The organism is Nocardia salmonicida, from assembly GCF_036142455.1.
Taxonomy (GTDB): Bacteria; Actinomycetota; Actinomycetes; order Mycobacteriales; family Mycobacteriaceae; genus Nocardia; species Nocardia salmonicida.
Genome location: NZ_CP108014.1, coordinates 54,541 through 74,568, shown reverse-complemented (window position 1 = coordinate 74,568; position 20,028 = coordinate 54,541). Strand labels below are relative to the sequence as shown.

At 68.0% G+C, this 20,028-nt stretch carries 19 protein-coding genes; 7 read left to right on the top strand and 12 right to left on the bottom strand.

Annotated features, from left to right (window positions below; all coding sequences use genetic code 11):
• The first annotated feature begins 66 nt into the window (after positions 1–66).
• Positions 67–645, top strand: coding sequence for an adenylyl-sulfate kinase (cysC, locus tag OHS03_RS00360; protein WP_328659841.1), 579 nt, complete (start codon positions 67–69; stop codon positions 643–645).
• Positions 642–1,364 carry a sulfotransferase family protein gene (locus tag OHS03_RS00355; RefSeq protein ID WP_328659839.1) on the top strand — a complete coding sequence of 241 codons (723 nt, stop codon included), beginning with the start codon at positions 642–644 and terminating at the stop codon, positions 1,362–1,364. Before cysC ends, OHS03_RS00355 begins: the two co-directional genes overlap by 4 nt.
• A gap of 127 nt (positions 1,365–1,491) precedes the next feature.
• Here the strand turns inward: OHS03_RS00355 and OHS03_RS00350 are convergent, their stop codons facing one another.
• The 5 genes from OHS03_RS00350 to OHS03_RS00330 form a co-directional block, all read right to left on the bottom strand.
• On the bottom strand, positions 1,492–2,136 hold the full coding sequence (locus OHS03_RS00350; protein WP_328659837.1) for an RBBP9/YdeN family alpha/beta hydrolase: 645 nt from the start codon (positions 2,134–2,136) through the stop codon (positions 1,492–1,494).
• 27 nt (positions 2,137–2,163) lie between these two features.
• Positions 2,164–3,459 carry an MFS transporter gene (locus OHS03_RS00345; RefSeq protein ID WP_328659835.1) on the bottom strand — a complete coding sequence of 432 codons (1,296 nt, stop codon included), beginning with the start codon at positions 3,457–3,459 and terminating at the stop codon, positions 2,164–2,166.
• Positions 3,460–3,540: 81 nt separating this feature from the next.
• Positions 3,541–4,593 carry a beta-keto acid cleavage family enzyme gene (locus tag OHS03_RS00340; RefSeq protein WP_328659834.1) on the bottom strand — a complete coding sequence of 351 codons (1,053 nt, stop codon included), beginning with the start codon at positions 4,591–4,593 and terminating at the stop codon, positions 3,541–3,543.
• 45 nt (positions 4,594–4,638) lie between these two features.
• Positions 4,639–5,505, bottom strand: coding sequence for a TauD/TfdA dioxygenase family protein (locus OHS03_RS00335; RefSeq protein WP_062985087.1), 867 nt, complete (start codon positions 5,503–5,505; stop codon positions 4,639–4,641).
• Between the two features lie 26 nt (positions 5,506–5,531).
• On the bottom strand, positions 5,532–6,503 hold the full coding sequence (locus OHS03_RS00330; RefSeq protein ID WP_328659833.1) for a quinone oxidoreductase family protein: 972 nt from the start codon (positions 6,501–6,503) through the stop codon (positions 5,532–5,534).
• A gap of 106 nt (positions 6,504–6,609) precedes the next feature.
• On the opposite strand from OHS03_RS00330, the gene OHS03_RS00325 reads away from it, so the two are divergent.
• The gene (locus OHS03_RS00325; RefSeq protein WP_328659831.1) at positions 6,610–7,614 is read left to right on the top strand and encodes an AraC family transcriptional regulator; all 1,005 of its coding nucleotides are present in this window, start codon (positions 6,610–6,612) and stop codon (positions 7,612–7,614) included.
• A 15-nt stretch (positions 7,615–7,629) separates the two neighbouring features.
• Here OHS03_RS00325 and OHS03_RS00320 read toward each other — a convergent pair whose 3' ends face one another.
• From OHS03_RS00320 to OHS03_RS00305, 4 genes are all read right to left on the bottom strand, one after another.
• Positions 7,630–9,879, bottom strand: coding sequence for an acyl-CoA dehydrogenase family protein (locus OHS03_RS00320; protein ID WP_328659829.1), 2,250 nt, complete (start codon positions 9,877–9,879; stop codon positions 7,630–7,632).
• Positions 9,880–9,921: 42 nt separating this feature from the next.
• A complete protein-coding gene (locus OHS03_RS00315; protein WP_328659826.1) occupies positions 9,922–10,731 on the bottom strand; it encodes an enoyl-CoA hydratase/isomerase family protein in 810 nt (269 codons plus the stop codon).
• The gene (locus OHS03_RS00310) at positions 10,728–11,741 is read right to left on the bottom strand and encodes a TIGR03617 family F420-dependent LLM class oxidoreductase (protein ID WP_328659824.1); all 1,014 of its coding nucleotides are present in this window, start codon (positions 11,739–11,741) and stop codon (positions 10,728–10,730) included. Before OHS03_RS00310 ends, OHS03_RS00315 begins: the two co-directional genes overlap by 4 nt.
• Positions 11,742–11,830: 89 nt before the next feature.
• Positions 11,831–12,418: a TetR/AcrR family transcriptional regulator gene (locus tag OHS03_RS00305; protein ID WP_328659822.1), complete on the bottom strand. Its 588-nt coding sequence runs from the start codon at positions 12,416–12,418 to the stop codon at positions 11,831–11,833.
• Positions 12,419–12,579: 161 nt separating this feature from the next.
• Here OHS03_RS00305 and OHS03_RS00300 point away from each other — a divergent pair, with 161 nt between their 5' ends.
• Entirely contained in the window at positions 12,580–13,638 is a 1,059-nt protein-coding gene (locus OHS03_RS00300) for an oxidoreductase (RefSeq protein WP_405151529.1), read from the top strand.
• Between the two features lie 52 nt (positions 13,639–13,690).
• On the opposite strand, the gene OHS03_RS00295 is transcribed toward OHS03_RS00300, so the two are convergent.
• Both OHS03_RS00295 and OHS03_RS00290 read right to left on the bottom strand, forming a co-directional pair.
• Complete coding sequence (locus OHS03_RS00295; protein WP_328659818.1) at positions 13,691–14,719, bottom strand: phosphotransferase family protein; 1,029 nt, start codon at positions 14,717–14,719, stop codon at positions 13,691–13,693.
• Positions 14,719–15,834 carry an Rv3169 family protein gene (locus OHS03_RS00290; protein WP_328659816.1) on the bottom strand — a complete coding sequence of 372 codons (1,116 nt, stop codon included), beginning with the start codon at positions 15,832–15,834 and terminating at the stop codon, positions 14,719–14,721. The genes OHS03_RS00295 and OHS03_RS00290 overlap by 1 nt, the downstream gene beginning before the upstream one ends.
• A 126-nt stretch (positions 15,835–15,960) precedes the next feature.
• Here OHS03_RS00290 and OHS03_RS00285 point away from each other — a divergent pair, with 126 nt between their 5' ends.
• From OHS03_RS00285 to OHS03_RS00275, 3 genes are read left to right on the top strand one after another with little or no spacing between them, the layout of a single operon-like run.
• Positions 15,961–16,569, top strand: coding sequence for a TetR/AcrR family transcriptional regulator (locus OHS03_RS00285; RefSeq protein ID WP_056821683.1), 609 nt, complete (start codon positions 15,961–15,963; stop codon positions 16,567–16,569).
• Complete coding sequence (locus OHS03_RS00280) at positions 16,566–18,116, top strand: LVIVD repeat-containing protein (RefSeq protein WP_328659814.1); 1,551 nt, start codon at positions 16,566–16,568, stop codon at positions 18,114–18,116. Before OHS03_RS00285 ends, OHS03_RS00280 begins: the two co-directional genes overlap by 4 nt.
• Positions 18,113–18,730, top strand: a complete 618-nt coding sequence (locus tag OHS03_RS00275) for a DUF305 domain-containing protein (protein WP_328659813.1) — start codon at positions 18,113–18,115, stop codon at positions 18,728–18,730. The genes OHS03_RS00280 and OHS03_RS00275 overlap by 4 nt, the downstream gene beginning before the upstream one ends.
• Here the strand turns inward: OHS03_RS00275 and OHS03_RS00270 are convergent.
• Complete coding sequence (locus OHS03_RS00270; RefSeq protein WP_328659810.1) at positions 18,720–20,003, bottom strand: helix-turn-helix domain-containing protein; 1,284 nt, start codon at positions 20,001–20,003, stop codon at positions 18,720–18,722. The genes OHS03_RS00275 and OHS03_RS00270 overlap by 11 nt on opposite strands.
• Between the last annotated feature and the right edge of the window lie 25 nt (positions 20,004–20,028).

Here is a 20,028-nt window from a genome sequence, read left to right as displayed (position 1 = left end):
CAGTCGTTTACGTGTCGATCCCGCAATCGATACCCCCGCATAATTTCGCCCTGTCAGAAATGTCTGATGAATGACGGGCCCTGCGGACCGGGCGGGACAGTTCTGCTGACCGGGCTGCCCAGTTCGGGAAAGACCACCCTCGCCACCGCCACCCGGCAGCGCGTGGCAGACGCCGGGTATCCGGTCGAGGTACTCGATGGCGATGACGTGCGCGGGCGGCTGTGGCCCGAACTCGGCCTGACCCCCGACGACCGCAAGCGCAACCTCGGCAGGATCACCACCCTCGCGGTGATGCTGGCCGGCCACGGCGTGCTCGTTCTCGTGGCGGCCATCGCGCCGTACGCCGCCGATCGTGCGCTGATGCGGGCCCGCCACGATGACGTCGGCCTCGACTTCGCCGAGGTCCACGTCGCCACCGCGCTCTCGGACTGCGAGCAGCGCGATGTCAAAGGGCTGTACGCGCGCCGGGCACGGGGCGAGCTGACCCAGCTCACCGGGGTCGATGCCGCCTACGAGGAACCGCTGCTCCCCCAGCTGCGGATAGACACCGCTGCCGAGACGGTCGCCGAGTCGACCGATCGCGTGCTCGAACTCCTGATCCGACGAGGTCTGTTCGCCGCCCCCGTACCGAGCCGACCACCGTGAAGCAGGCAACCCGTCTCGTGCCGGCGCCGATCTTCATCCTGTCCGCGCCCCGATCCGGTTCCACCCTGCTGCGTTCGGTGTTGAACAGCCATTCACGCATCCACGCCCCGCACGAACTGCACCTGAATCTGCTGACCGTCCAGGAACTCGAGTGGACCGCCGACGACATCACCGAGCGCTACGCGAGTATCTCGCTGGACGCGCTCGGCCTGACGATCCGTGAGCTGGAACATCTGCTCTGGGACCGCCTCCTGCACCACGAGCTGGAACGCAGCGGTAAGGACCGGATGGTCAACAAGACGACGAGCAGCGTGCTGACCTGGCGACGGATCGCCGCGTGTTGGCCCGATGCCCGCTACGTGTTCCTCCTGCGCCACCCCACGCAGATCGCCGACTCCTTGGGCCGTGCCTGGGCGGATCGCCGTGAAATCGATCCGGTGCGAAGAACTTTGGAGTTCGTCGCGGCGATGAACGAGGCCCGTGCGGCGCTCGACGGCCACGAGGTCCGCTACGAGGACCTGACCCACCGCCCCGAGGAAACCGTGCGCGGGTTGTGCCGCTTCCTCGACGTGGAGTGGCAGCCCTCGATGCTGGACTACGGCCGATTGACCACGGAAGCTATGTCCGGGGTATCGGCGACTGGAGCGAGACCATCCGCTCCGGCGTCATCCAGCCGGCGCGCCCGCTGCCCGCCGACCCGGCCGTCCCGGACGCGCTGAAGTCGGCGTGCCGAGAATGGGGCTATCCGGCTAGTCGGTAGACGCGCCCGGTCACTGACGTGCGGGTCGACCTCGGCCTGGTCAGGCCACACCCCGACGACCTCCGCTGAGCGCAGCGGCCAGAAGGTCATCGGCCCCGCGTGAGTGGTGCCGCGGTGACGGGTTCCTCGCTGCTGCTCGGGGCGCATGTTCGCCGGACAGATAGCGGCGCGTCCAGCAGTTCGTCGAGCAACTCCTGGGCACGCGGCCACGGTCCGTAGCCTGATGCCGGATTCAGATGGCCGACGTCGCCGAGGTCGACCAGTCTGCTCCCCCACACCTCGGCCATGCCTGCGACGCGGCGAGCCGTGGCCAAGGGGTCGGTGCTGCTCGCGGCCACGATGCTGGGGAAGGGCAACCGCCTGCGCGGGATCGGCGTCCAGCCGTTGGCCGTGAGTTCCTCGGCGGTCGGATAGCCCTGCGGCAGTGGAGTTTCGAAATCGGGCGGCGTGGCGAGCAGCGCGCCGCGCACCGGCCGGTCGGACTGTTGCGCCCAGTGGACCGTGATCAGCACGCCCGCGCTGTGCGCGACCAGGACGACGGGTCCGTCGATGTCGGCGAGCGCCGCGTCGAGTGCGGCGACCCGTGCGGTCAGGCTCAGCCCGTCACGTTCCAGCGGCGGCACGATCGCCACCTTCCAGAGCGTGTCGGCGAGCAGGCTCTGCCAGTGGTCGGCGACGTGATCGCGCAGGCCGGGAACGATGACAACGGTGGGTTCGGGAAGAGCATTCATGAGGTGCGGCAATCCTTTTCGACGGAATCAGTGCGAGGCGTGCACGGTGGCGAGCTTGCGCAGCCCGAGCGGGTAGACCCGGCGGCCGAGCAGCAGGGCGGCGATCGCGAGGACCGACACCACCGGCGTCACCCGCAGCGCGTTCTGCAGACCGAGATGGTCGGCGAGGACACCGACAACGAACGGGCCAAGTGCCAGCCCGAGCAGGCTGTTGGCGAGAGTGAGGGTGCCGAACGCCGACGCGCGGACCGAGGGGTGGGTGAGATTGGCGACCATCGCCACGGTCGGACCGGCCGAACCGCCGGAGAAGAAGGCGCCGATGCCGAGCAGAACCAGTTGCGGCGCACCGGTATTCAGGCTGAAACCGAGGCCGAGGGTGACGAGCGAGATCAGGCAGAACACGATCGCGGTCGTCCACTTGCGCGCCATGTCGGCGCGACCGACCCGGTCGGTGATCACACCGCACACCACCATGCCGGCGCCGACGAGAGTCACGATCACCGCCGCCAGACCTGCGGCCCGGTCGGGCGCCAGCCCGTAGTAGCGGTTGAAGAAGCTGGGCATCCACGACAGCAACACCGCGGCGGTGAACATCTGCAGTCCGCTACCCACATAGGCGCAGAGCACGGCCGGATTGGTGAACAGCGTCGAAATCGGTGCGCGGAAAGCGATTTCGGGGGTTGGCTCGGTGGCGTGGGCGGCATTGCGCTCCTCGGTGACCACCGCACGGAACGCGATGGCCAGCACCAGACCGAAGACCGCCATGGTGGCGAACGACCATCGCCACCCCAGGTGTACGGCGATCACACCGCCCGCGGCGACACCGAGCACCGAACCGAACGAACCACCGGCCATGAACGCACCGCTCAGTGCCGCGTGCCGACGGGCCGCGAACACGCTGAGTACCAGCGCGACCCCCACGCTGCCGTAGGCGGCCTCACCGACGCCGACGAAGAATCGGGCGACGAGCATCTGCGGGTAGTTGTCGGCCAGGGCGCACACCAGGGTCGCGATGCTCCACACCACCGCCATCACCACCAGGCTCCTGACCCGACCCCACCGGTCGGCCAGCACCGACAGCGGCAACGTGAGCAGACCCACCATCAGCGCTACCACGCTGCTGAGCGAGGCCAGCTGCGAATCCGACAGTGTCCATTCGGTTTTCAGGAACGGGAACACCGCACTCAGCACTTGGCGGGACATGTAGTCGGCCAGTAGCAGACCGAAGGCGAGGGCGAATACCAGCCACGGATAGTTGCGGGTGACAGACGAGGAACGGTTCGGCGCCGACGCGACGGGCACGACGGTCGTGGTGTGGTCCATGGGTGCTCCTGCGAACCGGTGGACGTCGTCGCTGACGTCCACCGGGTTGTCGTGACAGGGGAAGGTGATCCCCGCCGAGGGTCAGGCGTGGTGGGTGAACCCGACCTGGCCCGGCTGACGGTTCGGGGCGAACCCGATCTTGGCGAGCGTCTCGTCGGCGTCGGCGTAGCGCTCGTCGAGCTTGTAGATCTCGCGCGCTTCCTTACCGGTGGCGACCTCGCGGCCGAGTTCGCCCGCGATCCGGACCAACTGCTGGATCTGCTGGACCGAGGTCATCTTCTCGCCCTTGCGACCCCACAGGGTGTCCTCGTTGCCGCAGCGCGCGTGCAGACCCATCGCGATGGCCATCGTGTTCACCGGCAGCACGCTGCGCATCAGCGTCTCCAGGGTGAGCACCGCGCCGTCGGGAGTGCGGCGGATGAACTCCATCATGTTGTAGGGGTTCGGGCCGTCGAAGCCGCCGCCGATGCCGACCCAGGTCAGCATGAGCGGGCCGGTGTACACGCCGCGGCGGATCAGCCGCTCGACGGTCTCGAGCTGCGGAATGCTCGACAGCTGGAAGTGCGGCTGAATGCCGTTGGCCTGCAAGCGCTTCAAGTGCTCGGCAACCCAGGTCGGGCCCGCCGGGACATACATCTCCCGGTACGCCTCGTACACCTCGGGCCGTTCGAAGGAGGTGCCCGCGATGTCGTCCTCGGTCATCAACTCGACGATGTTCATCTGGCTGGTGTTGATCGCGATGGTGACCTGGTCGGGTTTGGGATCGAGTTCGGCGAGCATGTGCCGCGCGTCGTCGGTGAGCCACTTCGCTTCGGCGCCTTCACCTTCGGGCGAGAAGGAGATCGAGCCGCCGACCTGCAGGATCATGTCCGGCACCGCCTCGCGCAGGCGGGCGAGCAATTCGTTGAACTTCGACAGGCGCTTGGAGCCCTTGCCGTCGAGTTCACGCACGTGGATGTGCAGCACGGTGGCGCCGGCTTCGTAGCAGTCGACGGCGGCCTGGACATGCTCGTCCATGGTGAGCGGGAGATCGTCGCGGAAATCGTCGAGTTCCCATTCCGGGCCGTACGGCGCGGCGGTAATGACCAGCTTTTCCTGGTTCTCGGGGAACAGTGCGTCGTCGTGAAAATGCATGGGGATACTCCGATCGGAATTGCGGGGCTGATCGTAAAGTGGAATTCAGAAGGGACGGTCGCCGACGATCCCGGCGCGCTCCATCTTGCGGACGGCGGGCCAGTAGTCCTGCACCGCGTAGTGCTGGGTGCACCGGTTGTCCCAGATCGCGAAGCTGTTCTCGGTCCAGCGCCAGCGCACCTGGTATTCGGGGATACTCGCTTGGCGCATCAGGTAATTGAGGAGTTCACTCGCACCCGGCGCGTAGTCGGCGCCGAATCGAACATTCTCCGGCGTGTGGTAATTGACCAGATGCGTGGTGAATGAATTGACGAACAGAATGTCCTCGCCGGTGTCCGGGTGGATACGCACCACCGGATGTTCGGCATCGGGAAAACGCTCGTGCAGGGCGAGTCGTTTCTCCTCCGAGAGCGCGGCGCCGAAACTCGCCTCGATGCTGTGCCGGGCCCGCAGATGCGCGATCCGCGATTTCACCGACTGCGGCAGCCGCTTGTACGCCTCCACCATGTTCACCCAGATGGTGTCGCCACCGACGGGCGGCGATTCCACGCAGCGCAGGACCGCTCCCATCGGGGGATTGACCCGCCAGGTGGCATCGCAGTGATAGGCGTTCTCGTAATGCTCGGGCGCGCTGTCGAGGTCCTTGTAGATGCGGACCAGACCGGGATGGTCGGGATCGCTGCTGAGCGCCGGGTGGTCCTCGAGCGGGCCGAAACGCTCAGCGAGCGCGACATGTTCGGCGCGGGTGATGTCCTGATCGCGGACGAAGAGCACCTTGTGGCGCAAAAGCAAGGTGCGCAGTTCGGCGAAGAGGGCGTCGTCGGCGGCGACCTCGGCGAGGTTCACCCCGTGTAGTTCGGCGCCGATGGTCGCGGTCAGCGGCGCCGCGCGCATCGCGGTTCGAACGGTCATTGGCTTGTTCCTTTCCGGTGGACGCGTCAGATCGCGAAGACCGACGCGCCGACGCTGCGGCCCGCTTCGAGGTCGCGATGGGCTTGCACGGCATCGGCGAGTTCGTAGCGCTGGTTGATCTCGACCCGCAGCCGGCCCGCGGTGAGGTGGTCGTGCAGTTCACCGGCGAGTTCGGCGCGTTCGGCCGGGTCGGCGATGTAGTCGGCGAGCGCGGGCCGGGTGACGAACAGCGAACCCTTCACCGCCAGTTGCATCGCCTCGATCGGCGGCACGGGCCCCGAGGCGGTGCCGAAGCACACGAGCAGGCCGCGCCGAGCGAGAGAATCCAGGGACGACTGGTAGGTCGTTTTGCCGATGCTGTCGTAGACCACGGGAACGCCCGCGCCCTCGGTGATGTCACGAACCCGGGTCGCGACGTCCTCCCTGGTGTAGATCACCACGTGGTCGCAACCGTTGGCCCGAGCGACCGCGGCCTTCTCCTCACTGGAGACGGTGCCGATCACGCTGACGCCGAGCAGCTTCGCCCACTGGGTGAACAGCTGCCCGACCCCACCCGCCGCCGCGTGCAGCAGCACCGTGTCGCCCGCGCGCAGCGGGTGGATGCGGCGCAGCAGATAGGCGGTGGTCAGTCCACGCATGGTGGTCGCGGCCGCGGTGTCGAACGCGATGCCGTCGGGCAGCGCGATCAGGTGCTCGGCGGGCATGATCCGTTCGGTGCTGTACGCGCCGAGCGGGCTACCGGTGTAGGTGACGCGGTCACCGGCCGCGAAGTCGACGCCGGGGCCGACGGCATCGATGACGCCGGCCCCCTCCACGCCGAGTCCCGCCGGCAACGCTGCCGGGTACAGACCGGTGCGGAAATAGGTGTCGGCGAAGTTGAGCCCGACCGCCTCGTGCCGGATACGGACCTCGCCGGGCCCCGGCGCGCCGACCTCGGTGGACTCCCACCGCATCACGTCGGGACCACCGGTTTCAGCGAATCGAATTGCGTGTGCCACAGCTTCTCCTTCTATGTGATGGACATAACAGTAGGCTCGATCACGCATCAACGCTTATCCTGTCGGGACAGAAAACTATTCCCCTCGGGACACTTGGAGGCACTGGATGAAGCCGCTGTCCCGGTACGCGTCATTGAACGATTACGTCGAACTGGCCGGGTCACTCGGCCTGGAACCGGCGCGATTGATCCGTGACTGCGGACTCGATCCGGCCGGTTTCGGCACGCAGGACCGGTGGATTCCCGCCGAGGCCGTCGCCGACCTGCTGGAACGCTCGGCCGTCGCATCGGGCAGGGAGGACTTCGGCCTGCGGTTGGCGCAGCTGCGGCGGTTCTCCAATCTCGGCCCGCTGAGCCTGGTCATCCGCGAGGAGCCGGACGTGCGCAGCGCGCTGCGGCTGCTGTCGCGCCACGAGCACATGTACAACGAGGCGCTGCACACCGAGGTCATCGAGGCGAACGGCATGGCCACCATTCGGGTGAACGTGGACGTCGGTCGAGCGGTCCCGGTCCGGCAGGCCGTCGAGCTCACCACCGGAGTGCTGTACGGGCTGCTTCGCGGATTCGCCGGACCGACCTGGCGCCCGACGCAGGTGTGCTTCTCCTACCCCGCCCCGCGTGACCGGACCACCTATCACAAGATGTTCGGCCCGCACGTCGAGTTCGATCAGGATTTCAACGGAATCCTTACCTACAGCGGCGATCTCGACGCCGAGAACGCGATGGCCGACCCGCTCCTACGCGCCTACGCGCAGCAGTTGCTCGCCATGGCGCCGTCGCGGGAGGCCACGGTCACCGACCGAGTCCGCGAACTCGTCGAATTACTGTTGCCGACGGGCCGCTGCACCGTCGAGCAGGTGGCTCGCAGCCTCGGGGTCGACCGGCGCACGGTGCACCGCAAGCTCGCGCAGGACGGCACGACATTCACCACGTTGGTCGACGACATCCGCGGCGCTTTGGCCGAACGGATGGTGGCCAACCGCCGGCACTCCCTCACCGAGGTCGGCGATCTGCTCGGCTTCTCCTCGGTGAGCAACTTCTCGCGATGGTTCAGCGCGAGGTATGGGGTGAGCCCCCGGCAGTGGCGGCAGCAGGAGGCCGCGCGCCACTGACCGACGTGGTAGCCCCTATTGCGGCAGACGCAACACGCGTCGAGCGATGATATTGAGCTGGATTTCGATGGTGCCACCGCCGAAGAGGATGGCGGGCAGGCCGAGGAAGTCGAAGGTGTAGGGCTGCTCGGGGTGTCCGATGGCGGCGCGTGGGCCGAGGATCGAGGCGAGAGCGCGGGTGGCGTCGCGTTGGGCGATGGCGTTCCAGACTTTGCGAATGCTGTTGCTGGAACCGTTGCCGTCGGTCCTGTCGTTCATCCTGGCCACGACGTCGCGCAGGTTCAGCGCGGCGACGGACAGCTCGAGCGCGGTGTTGCGGCCGAGGACACGGACCGCGTCGTCGCGGGTGCCGGTGTGGTCGCCGGATTCGAGCAGGCGGCGGACCAGGGTGCTCGAGCCGTGGCCGAAGGTGGCCGAGCCCATGGCGACCCGCTCGTTCGACAACGTGGTAACCGCGATCCGCCAGCCGTCACCGGGCTTCGCGACGACCTGGCTGTCGGGGACGAAGACCTCGTCGAGGAAGACTTCGTTGAACTCCCAGATGCCGGTGACCTGACGCAGCGGACGGACCTCGACCCCGTCTGCGTTCATCGGGATCAGGAAGTAGGTCAGGCCGGCGTGTCGTGGGACTTCGGTGTCGGTGCGCGCCAGGCACACGGCCCAATCCGCGTCCTGCGCTTGGGAATTCCACACCTTCTGGCCGTTGATGATCCAGCCGCCGTCGACTTTGCGCGCGGCGGTGGACAATCCGGCGAGATCGGAGCCTGCACCGGGTTCGGAGAACAGCTGGCACCAGATGATGTCGCCGAGCATGGTGGCGGTGACGAACTGTTCGCGCTGCTCGTCGTCGCCGTGTTCGATCAGCGTGGGCAGTACCCAGGCGCCGATTCCGAGTTCGATTCGCTCCAGCCCACGGCGGGCGAATTCCTCGGCGATCACCGCTTGTTCGGCGGGTCCGGCGCCGAGTCCGTACGGGCGTGGCCAATGCGGAGCGACCAGCCCGGCATCGGCGAGCACCGCCCGGCGGGCACCTCCGCGCGCGGGTGACCAACCCTCGGAGGGGATTTCGTCATCCGCGAGAGCGGTGACCGCGTCGAGCACGCCGCCGACCGTGGCACGCAGTTCGGGCAGTGTGTCGGCGTCGACGAACGCGAAGTCGCGTTCGGCGAGCAGCGCACGCTCCCCCAGCGCCCTGGCCGCCGCGTCCTCGCCGCCGACGACAGCGGCCAGCGCGATCGCGCGACGCCAGTACAGGTGGGCGTCGTGCTCCCAGGTGAATCCGATGCCGCCGAGCAGGCTGACACAGTCCACCGCCTGATCGATCGCGGCGGGCAGCACGGTCAGCGCCGCATTCGCGGCGGCGAGCAGTCGCTGCTCGGTCGGCTGGGTCTCGGCGCGGGCGGCGTCCCAGGTCACCGCGCTCGCCACTTCGGCGCGAACCAGCATGAGCGCCGCTTTGTGCTGCACGGCCTGGAAACTGCCGATCGGGCGGCCGAATTGGTGTCGCACCCGGATGTATTCGACGGTGGTGTCCAGGCACCAGCGACAGATCCCGGTCGCCTCCGCCGCCGCCAGGGTGGTCGTCCACAGCTCCGCGACGGCGGGGTCGATGCCATCGAGCACCCGCCCCGCATCGATCGGGTAGGCATCGAATTCGGCGCGAGCCAGTGCTCGAGTCAGGTCGACAGCCTCCGCGGGCGTGAATTGGATCGACGAGACCGCGCCCGCCGGTGCAACCAGATCGGCGGGGCCGAGCCAGAACCACAGGCTCGCTTCGGGATCCCCGTCGACGGCGGCGCGCACCACAACTCGTTCGGCACCGGTCAGCCCGAGCGCCGGATCGGACACGCCCGACACGACCCAGCCCTCGCCATCGCGCGTCGCCCGCAGGTCGGGCCCGGTGACGACCGCGCCCGTCACGCCGGCCCCGAAGTCCGCTAGCAGCGCACCGGCGTCGGTAGCAGCCATCACGAGCGCGCTCGCCGTCACTGTCGACAGGTAGGGGCCGGGAAACAGGGCAGCACTCAACTGCTCGACCACCACCGCGAGCGTGTCGAGCCCGCAGTCGTCACCGCCGTACGCGACGGGGAGGTGCAGTGCGTGTAACCCCGGCTCGCACAACGCAGTCCACACTCCGGTCGGCATCACCCCGGCGGCGTAGTCGGACAGGTGTTCGCGCGTCTGCGACAGTGGAGCGATCTTGCGGGCGAACGCGGCAACCGAGTGCGCCAGCGCATGCTGGTCGGCGTCTACTGCGAGAGACATCTGTGTACTCCTGATGGTGAATCAACATGTGGGGCCGGGTTCTCAGAACTCCGGCAGGTCGCGCCAATCGCGCGACAACCGCGCCGACCAGACCGGAGCGCGCCGGTCGACGCGAGCCCGCATGCCTTCGCGAGCATCGGGTCCGCCCATGAGCCGCAGGTGCAGTTCGGTTTCCAACTCGGCCACCCGGGCGGGTTCGTAGCCGTGGATCGCGGTGTCCCACAACAGCCTTTTGCTGAGGGCCGCCGACATCGGCGCGACGTTGACCGCCATGTCGCACGCCATCGCGAGGGCCGAGGGCAGCACGTCGGTGGCGGGGAGACAGCGGCAGGCGAGCCCGAGACGGACCGCTTCGTTGCCGTCGAAAGCACGACCCGACAGCAGGATGTCGGCCGCGACCGACATTCCGGCGACCTTGGCCACTGTCCAATGCGCCATCGCGTCGGGCAGAACACCCAGCCGCACTTGCGGAATGGCGTAGCGCGCGTCCTCGGCGACGATGCGGATGTCGGCCTGCATGGCGATGGTCAGGCCGATGCCGATCGCGTGCCCGTTCACCGCGGCGATCACCGGTTTACGCAGAGCGAAGGCGGGTGGGTCGACGGGGGATGCGGAAAACGTTGCGCTGTCTGGCTTGTCGAAAGTTGTGTCGCCACCACCGACGTCCGCGCCCGCGCAGAAGGCCGGGGGTGCACCGGTGAGCACAAGGACCCGCACTGCATCGTCGGCATCCAATTCGCGATAGGCCTCGCCGAGCGCCCGACCCATCGCACCCGTGAACGCATTCCGTCGTTCCGGCCGATCCAAGGTCACCACCGCGACGCCGTCGGTGACATCGATCCGCACGCTCATGGCGCCTGCAATGCGGTGATCAGGTCTTTGATGTGTTCGTCGGAGACGTCGTAACCCGGGAAATAGCAGCAGATCCGGTCGGCGTAGGCACCGAAGCGCGCGATGATCGCCGCCGCGCACTGCTCCGGTGTCCCGTGCACAGCCAAGGTGTCGAGCATCGTCTGATCGATGAGGTCGGTCATCGCATCGACCGCGCCGCGCTTGGACAGCGCGTTCAATTCCGGTTGCAGCTCACCCCAGCCCTCGGCGTCGAGGACCGGGCGGTACGCGGGCGTCGACCCGTAGAAGCCGAGCAGTCGGCGCGCGCCGACGGCCGCGGCCGCCAGCTCGCTCGGCGTGCGGCCCATCGCGACGATCACCTGGGGATAGACATCCAGGTCGGCGGCCTCGCGCCCGGCGCGGTCGAGACCCTCCTCGATGGCGGGCATGGTGTGTTCGGTGAAGTGCCGGGCGCTGTTGAACGGCATGACCAGCAGCCCGTCGGCGACTTCGGCCGCCGTCCTGGTCATGATCGGACCCAGTGCGCCGAGACAGATCTGCGGCAGCCCATAGGGATTCGGGCCCGGATCGAACGTCGACGGCATCAGGGTGTGCCGGGTGAACTCGCCTTCGAAGCGCAGCGGGGTGCCCTCCTGCCAGGAGCCGAGCACGGCTTTGATCGCGAGCACCATGTCCCGCATGCGCGCGGCCGGGCGCGACCACTCACCGCCGTAACGCTTTTCGATGTGCGCGCGGGTCTGCGAGCCGAGCCCGAGACGGAACCGGCCGCCGCTGAGCAGGTGCAGGTCGTAGGCGGTGTGCGCCAGGTGGACCGGGCTGCGCGGGAGGGCGATGGCGACGTTGGTCATCAGGTCGACCGGTTCAGGACCGGCGGCGGCCAGGGTCAACGGGAGGAAGACGTCATGGGCGCCTTCGAAGGTGAACAGGCCGTCCACCCCGCAGGCGATCAGCTCGGCGGATCGCGCGATCACCCGTTCCGGGCGCGCGCCCAATTGCAGGTCGACCTTCATTCGCACGCTCCATGGGACTCTCGACTCACAATTACATACTAGCATGTAACGTTATTGAGATGTGGTCTGAGTCACGACGATCGGCCGTCTCAGCGCCCCGTGGACGCCAAGACATACAGCGCGTCGGCCAGTCGGGCGACGAAGGCATCACCCTCCTCGCCGCCACGGAGCAGGGCGTGGAATGTCGTGGCGCCCGAGAGGATCTCGAAGATCAGGTCCGCATCGGCGCCGGGTGCGATCCGACCGTCATCGACCGCACTATTGAGCAACTCCGCGAAGGCCTTGCGCACGGGAGCGCCGATCGCGAGCAACCGGCCGCGCGCTTCCTCGGTCTGCGAATCGGCGAGCAGGCCGGGCACCCCCGCGCGGGCAGCCGGGCTTTCGGCGCGAGCGAGGAAGATGCGCACCCAGGTCGCCAGATCGGCCCTGAGGTCGCCGGTCGGCTCGGGCAGCGCGTGCCCACCGGGGCCGTGAATGGCCTCTTCGAGCAGCGCTTGACGCGTCGGCCACCGGCGATAGATGGCGGGGGTGTTGACCCCGGCACGCTTGGCGATCGCAACTACCGTCGCCGCCGGGTAACCGACTTCGGCGAGCAACTGCCTGGCGGCGATGAGTACCGCGAGGTCCTTGTCGGCGTCGCGGGGCCTGCCGGGGCGCGGCGAAGTTTCCGAGGGCATCATTACATAATAACCTGTTACATAATTCACCGAGAGGCCGCTGAACGGGCCTGCCGGTTGCCCGTAACCGACAACGCTGGGAGCGTGGGCGCATGACCACCGCCGACGTCCTGTTCGATCCCTTGCGCGTCGGGCCGTTGGCATTGCCGAACCGCATCGTCATGTCGCCGATGACCCGGCAGCACTCCCCCGGCGGCACACCGGGTGAGGAGGTCGCCGCGTACTACCGCAGGCGTGCCGAAGGCGGCACGGGCCTGATCATCACCGAAGGCGTCGCGATAGATCATCCGATGGCGGTCGACAGCACGAAAGTGCCTCGGCTACACGGCGAATCAGCCCTGTCCGGGTGGCGCCGCGTGGTCGACGGCGTGCACGAAGCGGGCGGCAGGATCGTGCCGCAGCTGTGGCACGTCGGCCCGCTGTGGGGCGCGATGGCCCGCGTCGACCCGGCGCTCACACCCCTACGCCCGTCGGGTCTGTGGGGTCGGGTCGGGCGCACGACGTACTCGCAGCGCTACCTGTCGACCGTGACCACACCGACCGCCCCCATGACCGAACACGACATCGAGGACGTGATCGCCGCCTATGTGCGCTCGGCCCGCAACGCGGTCGCGGTCGGTTTCGACGGCATCGCCATCCACGCGGGCCACGGCTATCTGCTCGACGCGTTCGTCTGGGAGGCCACCAATCATCGCACCGACCACTGGGGCGGCGACCTGGGCAGACGCGTCAACTTCCCGGTCGAGGTCGTGCGCGCGATCCGCCGGGAAATAGGCCCGCGACTGCCGATCTTCTACCGCTTCTCCCAACACAAACAGCAGGACTACGGCGCACGCATCGCCGAGAACCCCGACGAACTCGGCGTGATCCTCACGGCGCTGCGAGACGCCGGCGTCGATGTATTCGACGCCAGCAGCAGGTATTTCGACCGACCGGCCTTCGCGGGGAGCGAACTGACCTTGGCTGGCTGGGCGAAGAAGCTGACCGGCGCGCACAGCATGGCCGTCGGCAGCGTCGGACTGAGCACGTCCTTGCACGAGCGAGACATTCCCGAACCGGCCGCACTCGACGGTCTCTACCGACGGCTGGCCGACGCCGAATTCGACCTGGTCGCGATCGGTCGCCTGCATCTCGCCGAGCCCGCGATCGCCCGCATCCTGCGCACCGGCGCTCCCCTACCCACCTTCGACCCAGATCGTCACCAGCGCGAGCTCACCTGACCAGCCGCTCGAATACGGATCGCACCGATCCGTATTCGAGTCGGCGCCTGTCCTATTCGTCGCCGAGCAACTGCTCGACCCGCTGTGTGCAGAATGCGGTGATGTCGATCTCCGACGGCAGGTTCAAACGATGGGCCATGCGCAGCAACGGAATACTGAGCAGCACCGCGGCCAGGACCTCGTTGTAGCGCAGGTTGCGGATCTTCATGCCGCTGCGTTCCTCGTACCGGGCGATCGACTCCTCGCGGGTGGGAGTACCCGCGAGTCGTTCGGTTCCCTGGAATTCCGAGCACGCCCAGTCCAGGAACAACATCCAGGCGAGGTCCGCCTCGTGGTCGCCGATGTAGGCGATCTCCCAGTCGAGCACGCCTGATACGCGGAACTCTGTGTCGTAGAGGATGTTCGACATCCGGGCGTCGCCCCAGCAGAGGGTGACGTGTTCGGGTTCGTAGAGGTTGGCGCGCAACCATTCGACGGCCCGGCGCAGCGCGGGCGGCTGCGTGGTGGTGGCCCAGGCCAACGCCGAATCGACGTAACCGATCATCTGCTCCAGCGGTGCCGCGCCGAACTTCGGGAAGGACAGGAAGTCCAGGTTCAGGTTGCGCCAGTCGAGTTGGTGGATCTCGGCGATCGTGTCGACGCAGCCCCACCACATCTTGGCGCGATCGGCGGGATCGGCGTCGAAGTACAGACCGGCCGAGTGATAGGAGGGCAGGTCACCGGGCGCCGAGCCGTCGATGCGGTCCATCACGAAATACGGACTACCGAGCTTCGCGTCGTCGCGGTCGAGCCAGCGCACCGAGGGAACGGCGATCGGGGTCTCGGCCAGGCGGCGCATGACCAGGACCTGTCGCAGCAGGTCGTAGTCGGGGAACAGCGCCACCTCGGGCGGGCGACGCAGCACCAGCGAGACCGGCTCGGCGTCGGCGCGTTCGAGGTCGAACAGGAAGGTCTCGGTGGCGAGACCGCGCGGGCTGGCCGACCAGTTCGTCACCCGCGCGGACTCGGCGTCGGGAAAACCACTGCGCAGCATGGGGACGACAGCGTTCGGCAGATCTTCTGCGGAGGGGCGAGTGGTCATCAGTACCCCTCGTACCCGTAGCGGGCATTGCGGCCCATGAACACCATCTCGACCAGGCCGTAGCCGACCTTGCCGTCGCCGGACTCGACCTTGACGAAGGTCTCGGTGAGCATGCTCACCGGGCGCAGTTCGGCGGCGTCGGAGAGATCGACGGTGAAGCCGTCGCTGAAGGACTCGCCCTTCCAGATCCCCGACGCGTAGCCGCGATACATGTCGTATCCGGCCAGGCCGGGCCAGAAATCGTGCAGTGCGGTGACCGAGTAAGTGCGCTCGCTGCCGTCGGCGGCGTGTGCGGTGAACGAGCCCTCCGACACGATCCGGAAGTCGTCGCGGAACTTCAGATCGTGGGTCACGCTGACGATCGGCACGGTCGGTACGTCCGCCTCGATCGGGCGCTGGATCGACCCCTCGAAGTGCCAGCGCTGCCCGTCGGCGGTCTCACGCTGGGCGAAGTGGACCAACTCGTCGTCGAACTGGAAGATGCCCATGAAGTACAGCACGCCGTCGGGGATCTCCGAGGGCTGCAGGCCGCCGCCCTCGCCGAGGCTGCCGCCACCGCCGCCGTGGCGGGTGCCCCACGAGTGATCACGCCCGAACCACCACGTGCTCGGATCGATCTCGATGCGTTCGCCGTCGACCTCGAGCCACCCGGAGATCTCGCCGTTCTGGTAGTAGCGGCGGGCGTCCTCACGGACCCGGCCACGGGTGCGGAAGAAGGCGGGTTCCTGCTCGTAGGCGGGGAACTGGCCGGCGAAGTTCAGTTCGAGGCGCAGGCCGTGATCGTTGTCGCCGAGGGTCGCGCGCACACCGCGCAGCGGCTCGGTGATCTCGTAGCGGTAGGGGCCGATCTGCCAGGCGCCCAGGTCGTCGTACTTGCCGCTGATCTCGCGCGAGAGCCGAGCCACATGCGCGGTGCCGTCGATGGTGACCATCGCGTAGGCATCCATCACATTGCGGTTGGGGTAACGCGCCATGCCGGTCATCACGCTGACCCGGCCGGTGGTGTCGAAGCCGTAGAGCACGATGCGCTCGGTCCAGCGCAGATCGCTCTGGACGACGTGGTCGAACGTCGTCGGCAATTGGTGGCAGAGCAGCTCGTCCTGGGGAGTCAACATGGGCCATTCCTTCGAGAGTGGGGGTAGAACACGTTTCAAGTTAGCTAATTCGAATACACCATGAAGCGTTTTTAATAAGATCCGATTCTCGGCTACGCTCTGCCGACGCCTACAGAGGAGTGAACGGTGAGTGAACGTCGCGAGACCCGACCGGGACCGGGCCGCCCTCGTGACCCGAACCTGGATGATCAGGTGCTGCGCGCCACCCAGGAATTGCTGGTGGAGCAAGGTTTCCAGGCCACGACCATCCAGGGAGTCGCGCGGCGGGCCGGGGTGGTCGCCACCTCGATCTACCGCCGGTGGCCCAACAAGATCCACCTCGTCGAGGACGCGATCTTCGCCCTCGAGACCGGCGTCGTCCCGCAGCCGACGGGCGATATCGGCGCGGATCTGCTCGGGTGGACCAAGCTCTTCTTCGCCGCGGCCACCCATCCAGCGGCTCGGTCGGGCATCCCCGGCCTGCTCTCGGCCTACCACGACGACGAGGCGAGCTACCGCAGGCTGCGCGAACGCGGTGAGGGCTTGGCCCGGGTCGGGCTGCGCGCCACCATCGACGCGGCGATCGAGTCCGGACAGGCCTCCCCCGACTGCGATCCCGACCTGATCTTCGAATTCCTGCGCGGCACGACGCTGCTGCGCGCCCTCACGCGCGGCGACGAGGACGGCGAGCAGTTCTGCCGCCAGACCGCCGCGGCCCTGGTCACCCTGGCCACTCACCACGAAAGTGCGAAATGAGAACTCCGTTCCGCCACCTGTTGATCGCTACCGCGGCGGTGCTGCTGGTGCCCTCCGCGATCGGCCTCGCCCAGTCCGACTCCGTGGGAGTCGTCCTGGAAGACCTCGCCCTCGCCGATACCGCCGTCGCCCGCGCGAGCTGCGCGGACGGCTCGCTACCCGAACCCGGCCTCCAGGGCGATGTGCCCGCCGCCGATCGTGACAGCGGCCGCAGCACCCAGGGTTACCGCTGCAACATCAACCGCATCGGCGGCTACGCGGGCCGCGGCGCGGGAATCACCTCGACGCAGTTCGATCACTGCGTCTACCTCGGCAGCTTCTTCCCCGGCAACCTGCTCGGTCCGGCACAGGGCGTGCAGGTGATCGATGTCGCCGATCCGGCGAACCCGGTGCTCACCGCCACCCTCACCGAACCCGCGATGCTGGCGGGTACCTGGGAGAGCCTGAAGGTCAACGCCGCGCGAAAGCTGCTGGTCGGCACCGGAGCTCCCGCGTTCACCGGCGCCGGGCTGATCTCGATCTATGACATCTCCGACTGCGCGCACCCACGCCTGCTCAACCCGGGACCCGGCACCGACGTGAGCCTGCCGGTCCCGATCACCGCCCACGAAGGCGGCTTCTCCCCTGACGGCCGCACCTACTGGGCATCGGGCGTCATCCCCGGCATCGTCAGCGCCGTCGACCTGACCGACCCGGCCGACCCCCGCGTGATCTGGCAGGGCATGCCCGGCCAGTCCATGCACGGGATGGGTTTGCGCGCCGACGGCAACCGGATGTACCTGGCCAACAATATGGGCGGGTTGACCATCCTCGACACCTCCGCGGTACAGCGCCGCGACCCCGATCCGCAGGTGCCGATCATCTCCCAGCTGACCTGGACCGACGGCTGGGCGACCCAGCAGAACGTCCCCGTCACCTACAACGGCGTGCCCCATCTGTTCACCACCGACGAGGCAGGTTCGGGCGGCGTCAAACTGATCGACATCTCCGACGACACCCATCCGCGCGTGGTGAACTCGATCAAGCTGGAGATCAACCTGCAGCAGCACCGCGACACCGCGCTCGCCTCCGGGATGGGCGGGTCGCTGTTCGCCTACGACGCCCACTACTGCTCCGCCGACCGCGCGGTGAACCCCACCGCGCTGGCGTGCGGCTGGATCTCCTCCGGCGTCCGGATCTTCGACGTGCGCGACCCGTTGAAGGTGCGCGAGATCGCCTACTACAACCCACCGGCGCGCACCGGCCAGAACGCCGAACTGTGGAACTCCCCGCACGCGCTCGCCTCGATCATCGGCCTGCCGCTGCTCAGCGCGCCGTCGGTGATGCAGGCCGTCGAGGCGGGCGTCCTCGATCCCGAGCAGGCACTGAGTTCGCGCACCGGCGACGTGGCCTTCGGCGACCTCTCCACCGACTGGTGCTTCTCCGCACCCGAGTGGCGCGGCAATCAGCTGTGGACCACCTGCGCCGACAACGGGTTGCTGACCTTGGAGTTGTCCCCCGAGGTGTACACCCCGCCCGCCGATCAGCGGTCGACGGTCGGCTCATGAGCCGGCGGGTGCTGCTCGGCGTCGCGGGTGCGGCGACGGTATTGCTGCTGCTGGTGGTCGGGGCGGCCATCCGACCGCTCTTCTTCTCCGAAACTGCCACTGTCACACCGGTATTGACGCCCACCGAGATCGGCTTCGTGCAGGACATGGCCGGCCACCATCAGCAGGCGCTCGTCCTGGTCGAGCGCCTTGCCGCCGACGTCGATCCCACCGTGCGGCGGCTGGCCGACCAGATCGCCGATGCCCAGCGCCTCGAGATCGGCATGATGCTGGGCTGGCTCCGGTTGGCCGCGGCGACCCCGACCAACCCGCACCCGATGTCGTGGATGCCCACCGGTCACCACGGCGCCGCAGCCACGACCATGCCCGGTATGGCCACTCGCGCCGACCTCGACGCCCTGGCTGTGGCTCGCGGCGCCGAGGCCGAAGCGATGTTTCTGCGCTTGATGTATCGCCACCACCAGGGCGGCGTCGCCATGGCCCAGTCGTTCGACGAGCTGTCCACCGGTGGGCCGGTCGAACAGGCGGCCCGCGACATGATCAGCACACAGAGTCAGGAATCCGGGATCATCGGGATGCTGATCTCCCAGCGCGGCGTGACCGCTACGGGCTGAGCATCTGCCGACTGTCGTGGGCGAACTCGGAATGCGCGACCAGCTCACGAATGGCGGTGCGGACCTCGCCGACCGCCGAGACCGCGGCGAATTCGGTCGACTCGTGCCGAAAATCCAACAGCCGTGCGGCCGTGCGGCCCACCGGTCGTCGACCGCACAGCGACAAGGCGAGACCGACCTGGTCGACAGCGAGTTCGGGCTCGCCGAGCATCAGCTGTAGGCGTGCCGAGGAGATCGCGGCCGTCGCCGGTGTCACGAAATCCTGCGACAGTGGCGTGTGCATCTCGCCGAAGGCCAGACGAGCCAGGTCGGGGCGGGTAGCGATGAGGTGACGGTAGCTGTTGCCGAGCAGCCGCCACTGCTGCCCCGGCCCTGGCCAGTCCCGGCGCGGTCCGAGGATCATGCCGACGGTGGCCGCGGTGAGGCTCCGGTCGGCGACACTGTCACCGGCGACAGTCTCCGCCGCTTCACAACGGCATTCCACCGCGACGACGATCGCGCGCTGGAACGCGGCATGTTCGCCCAGGATGCCGTGCGCGTAGGCCTCCAACTCGGCGAGGGCGACCCGCAGCAGTGGCGTCGCCGTCCGGCGTGCCACGTACTGGGCGAGCTGGGCCACTTCCAGTGCTTCCGCGGGCCTCCCGCTGTCGAGCAACTGCCAGGTCGACTCGGTGAGGATCGCAGCGGTCAGCACCGTGTCGCGCGCCGCGTGGGCCAGTCGCGCGGCGGCGACCGAGTAACGGCGCGCGGCGGTGATGTCCTCCACGTCCCAACTCATGGCGGCCGCGATATCGGCCAGCTCCGCGCCGACTCGCAGGGCACGTCCGTGCCTGCTCGGGTCCGAAAGCTGCTGCAACCTGGGTAGATTCGCGGCCAACCAGGCCGTGACGACCTGGCGCGGCGCCTGCCCGTCGGCCCATTGCCTGCCACGGGCCCAGATCGCCAACTGCTCGGCGTCGGCCAGCTCTGTCGCCGCGAAGGTCGGGTGATCGGTCCTCGGGTGCGCGACCGGCGGCAGCAGCAGCGAAGACAGTTGTCTGGGCAGATCGTCGAGTTCGTTGACCGATTCGACGGTGAGCCGGTCGAGCAGGTGATCGAGCGGAGTGGCCAGCGCCGATTCGTAGGCGACCACGTGCTCGGCGCGCACGACCCGGGCCCCGGTCTCCAGCTGGCCCAGATACGGCTTCGAATAATTCGTGCGCGCGGCCATGCCCTGCAGGCTGATCCCCGCAGCCGTTCGTGCGACACGCAGCGCCGAGCCGACCTCGCTCATGCGAGGTCCGCGACGATGCGGATCG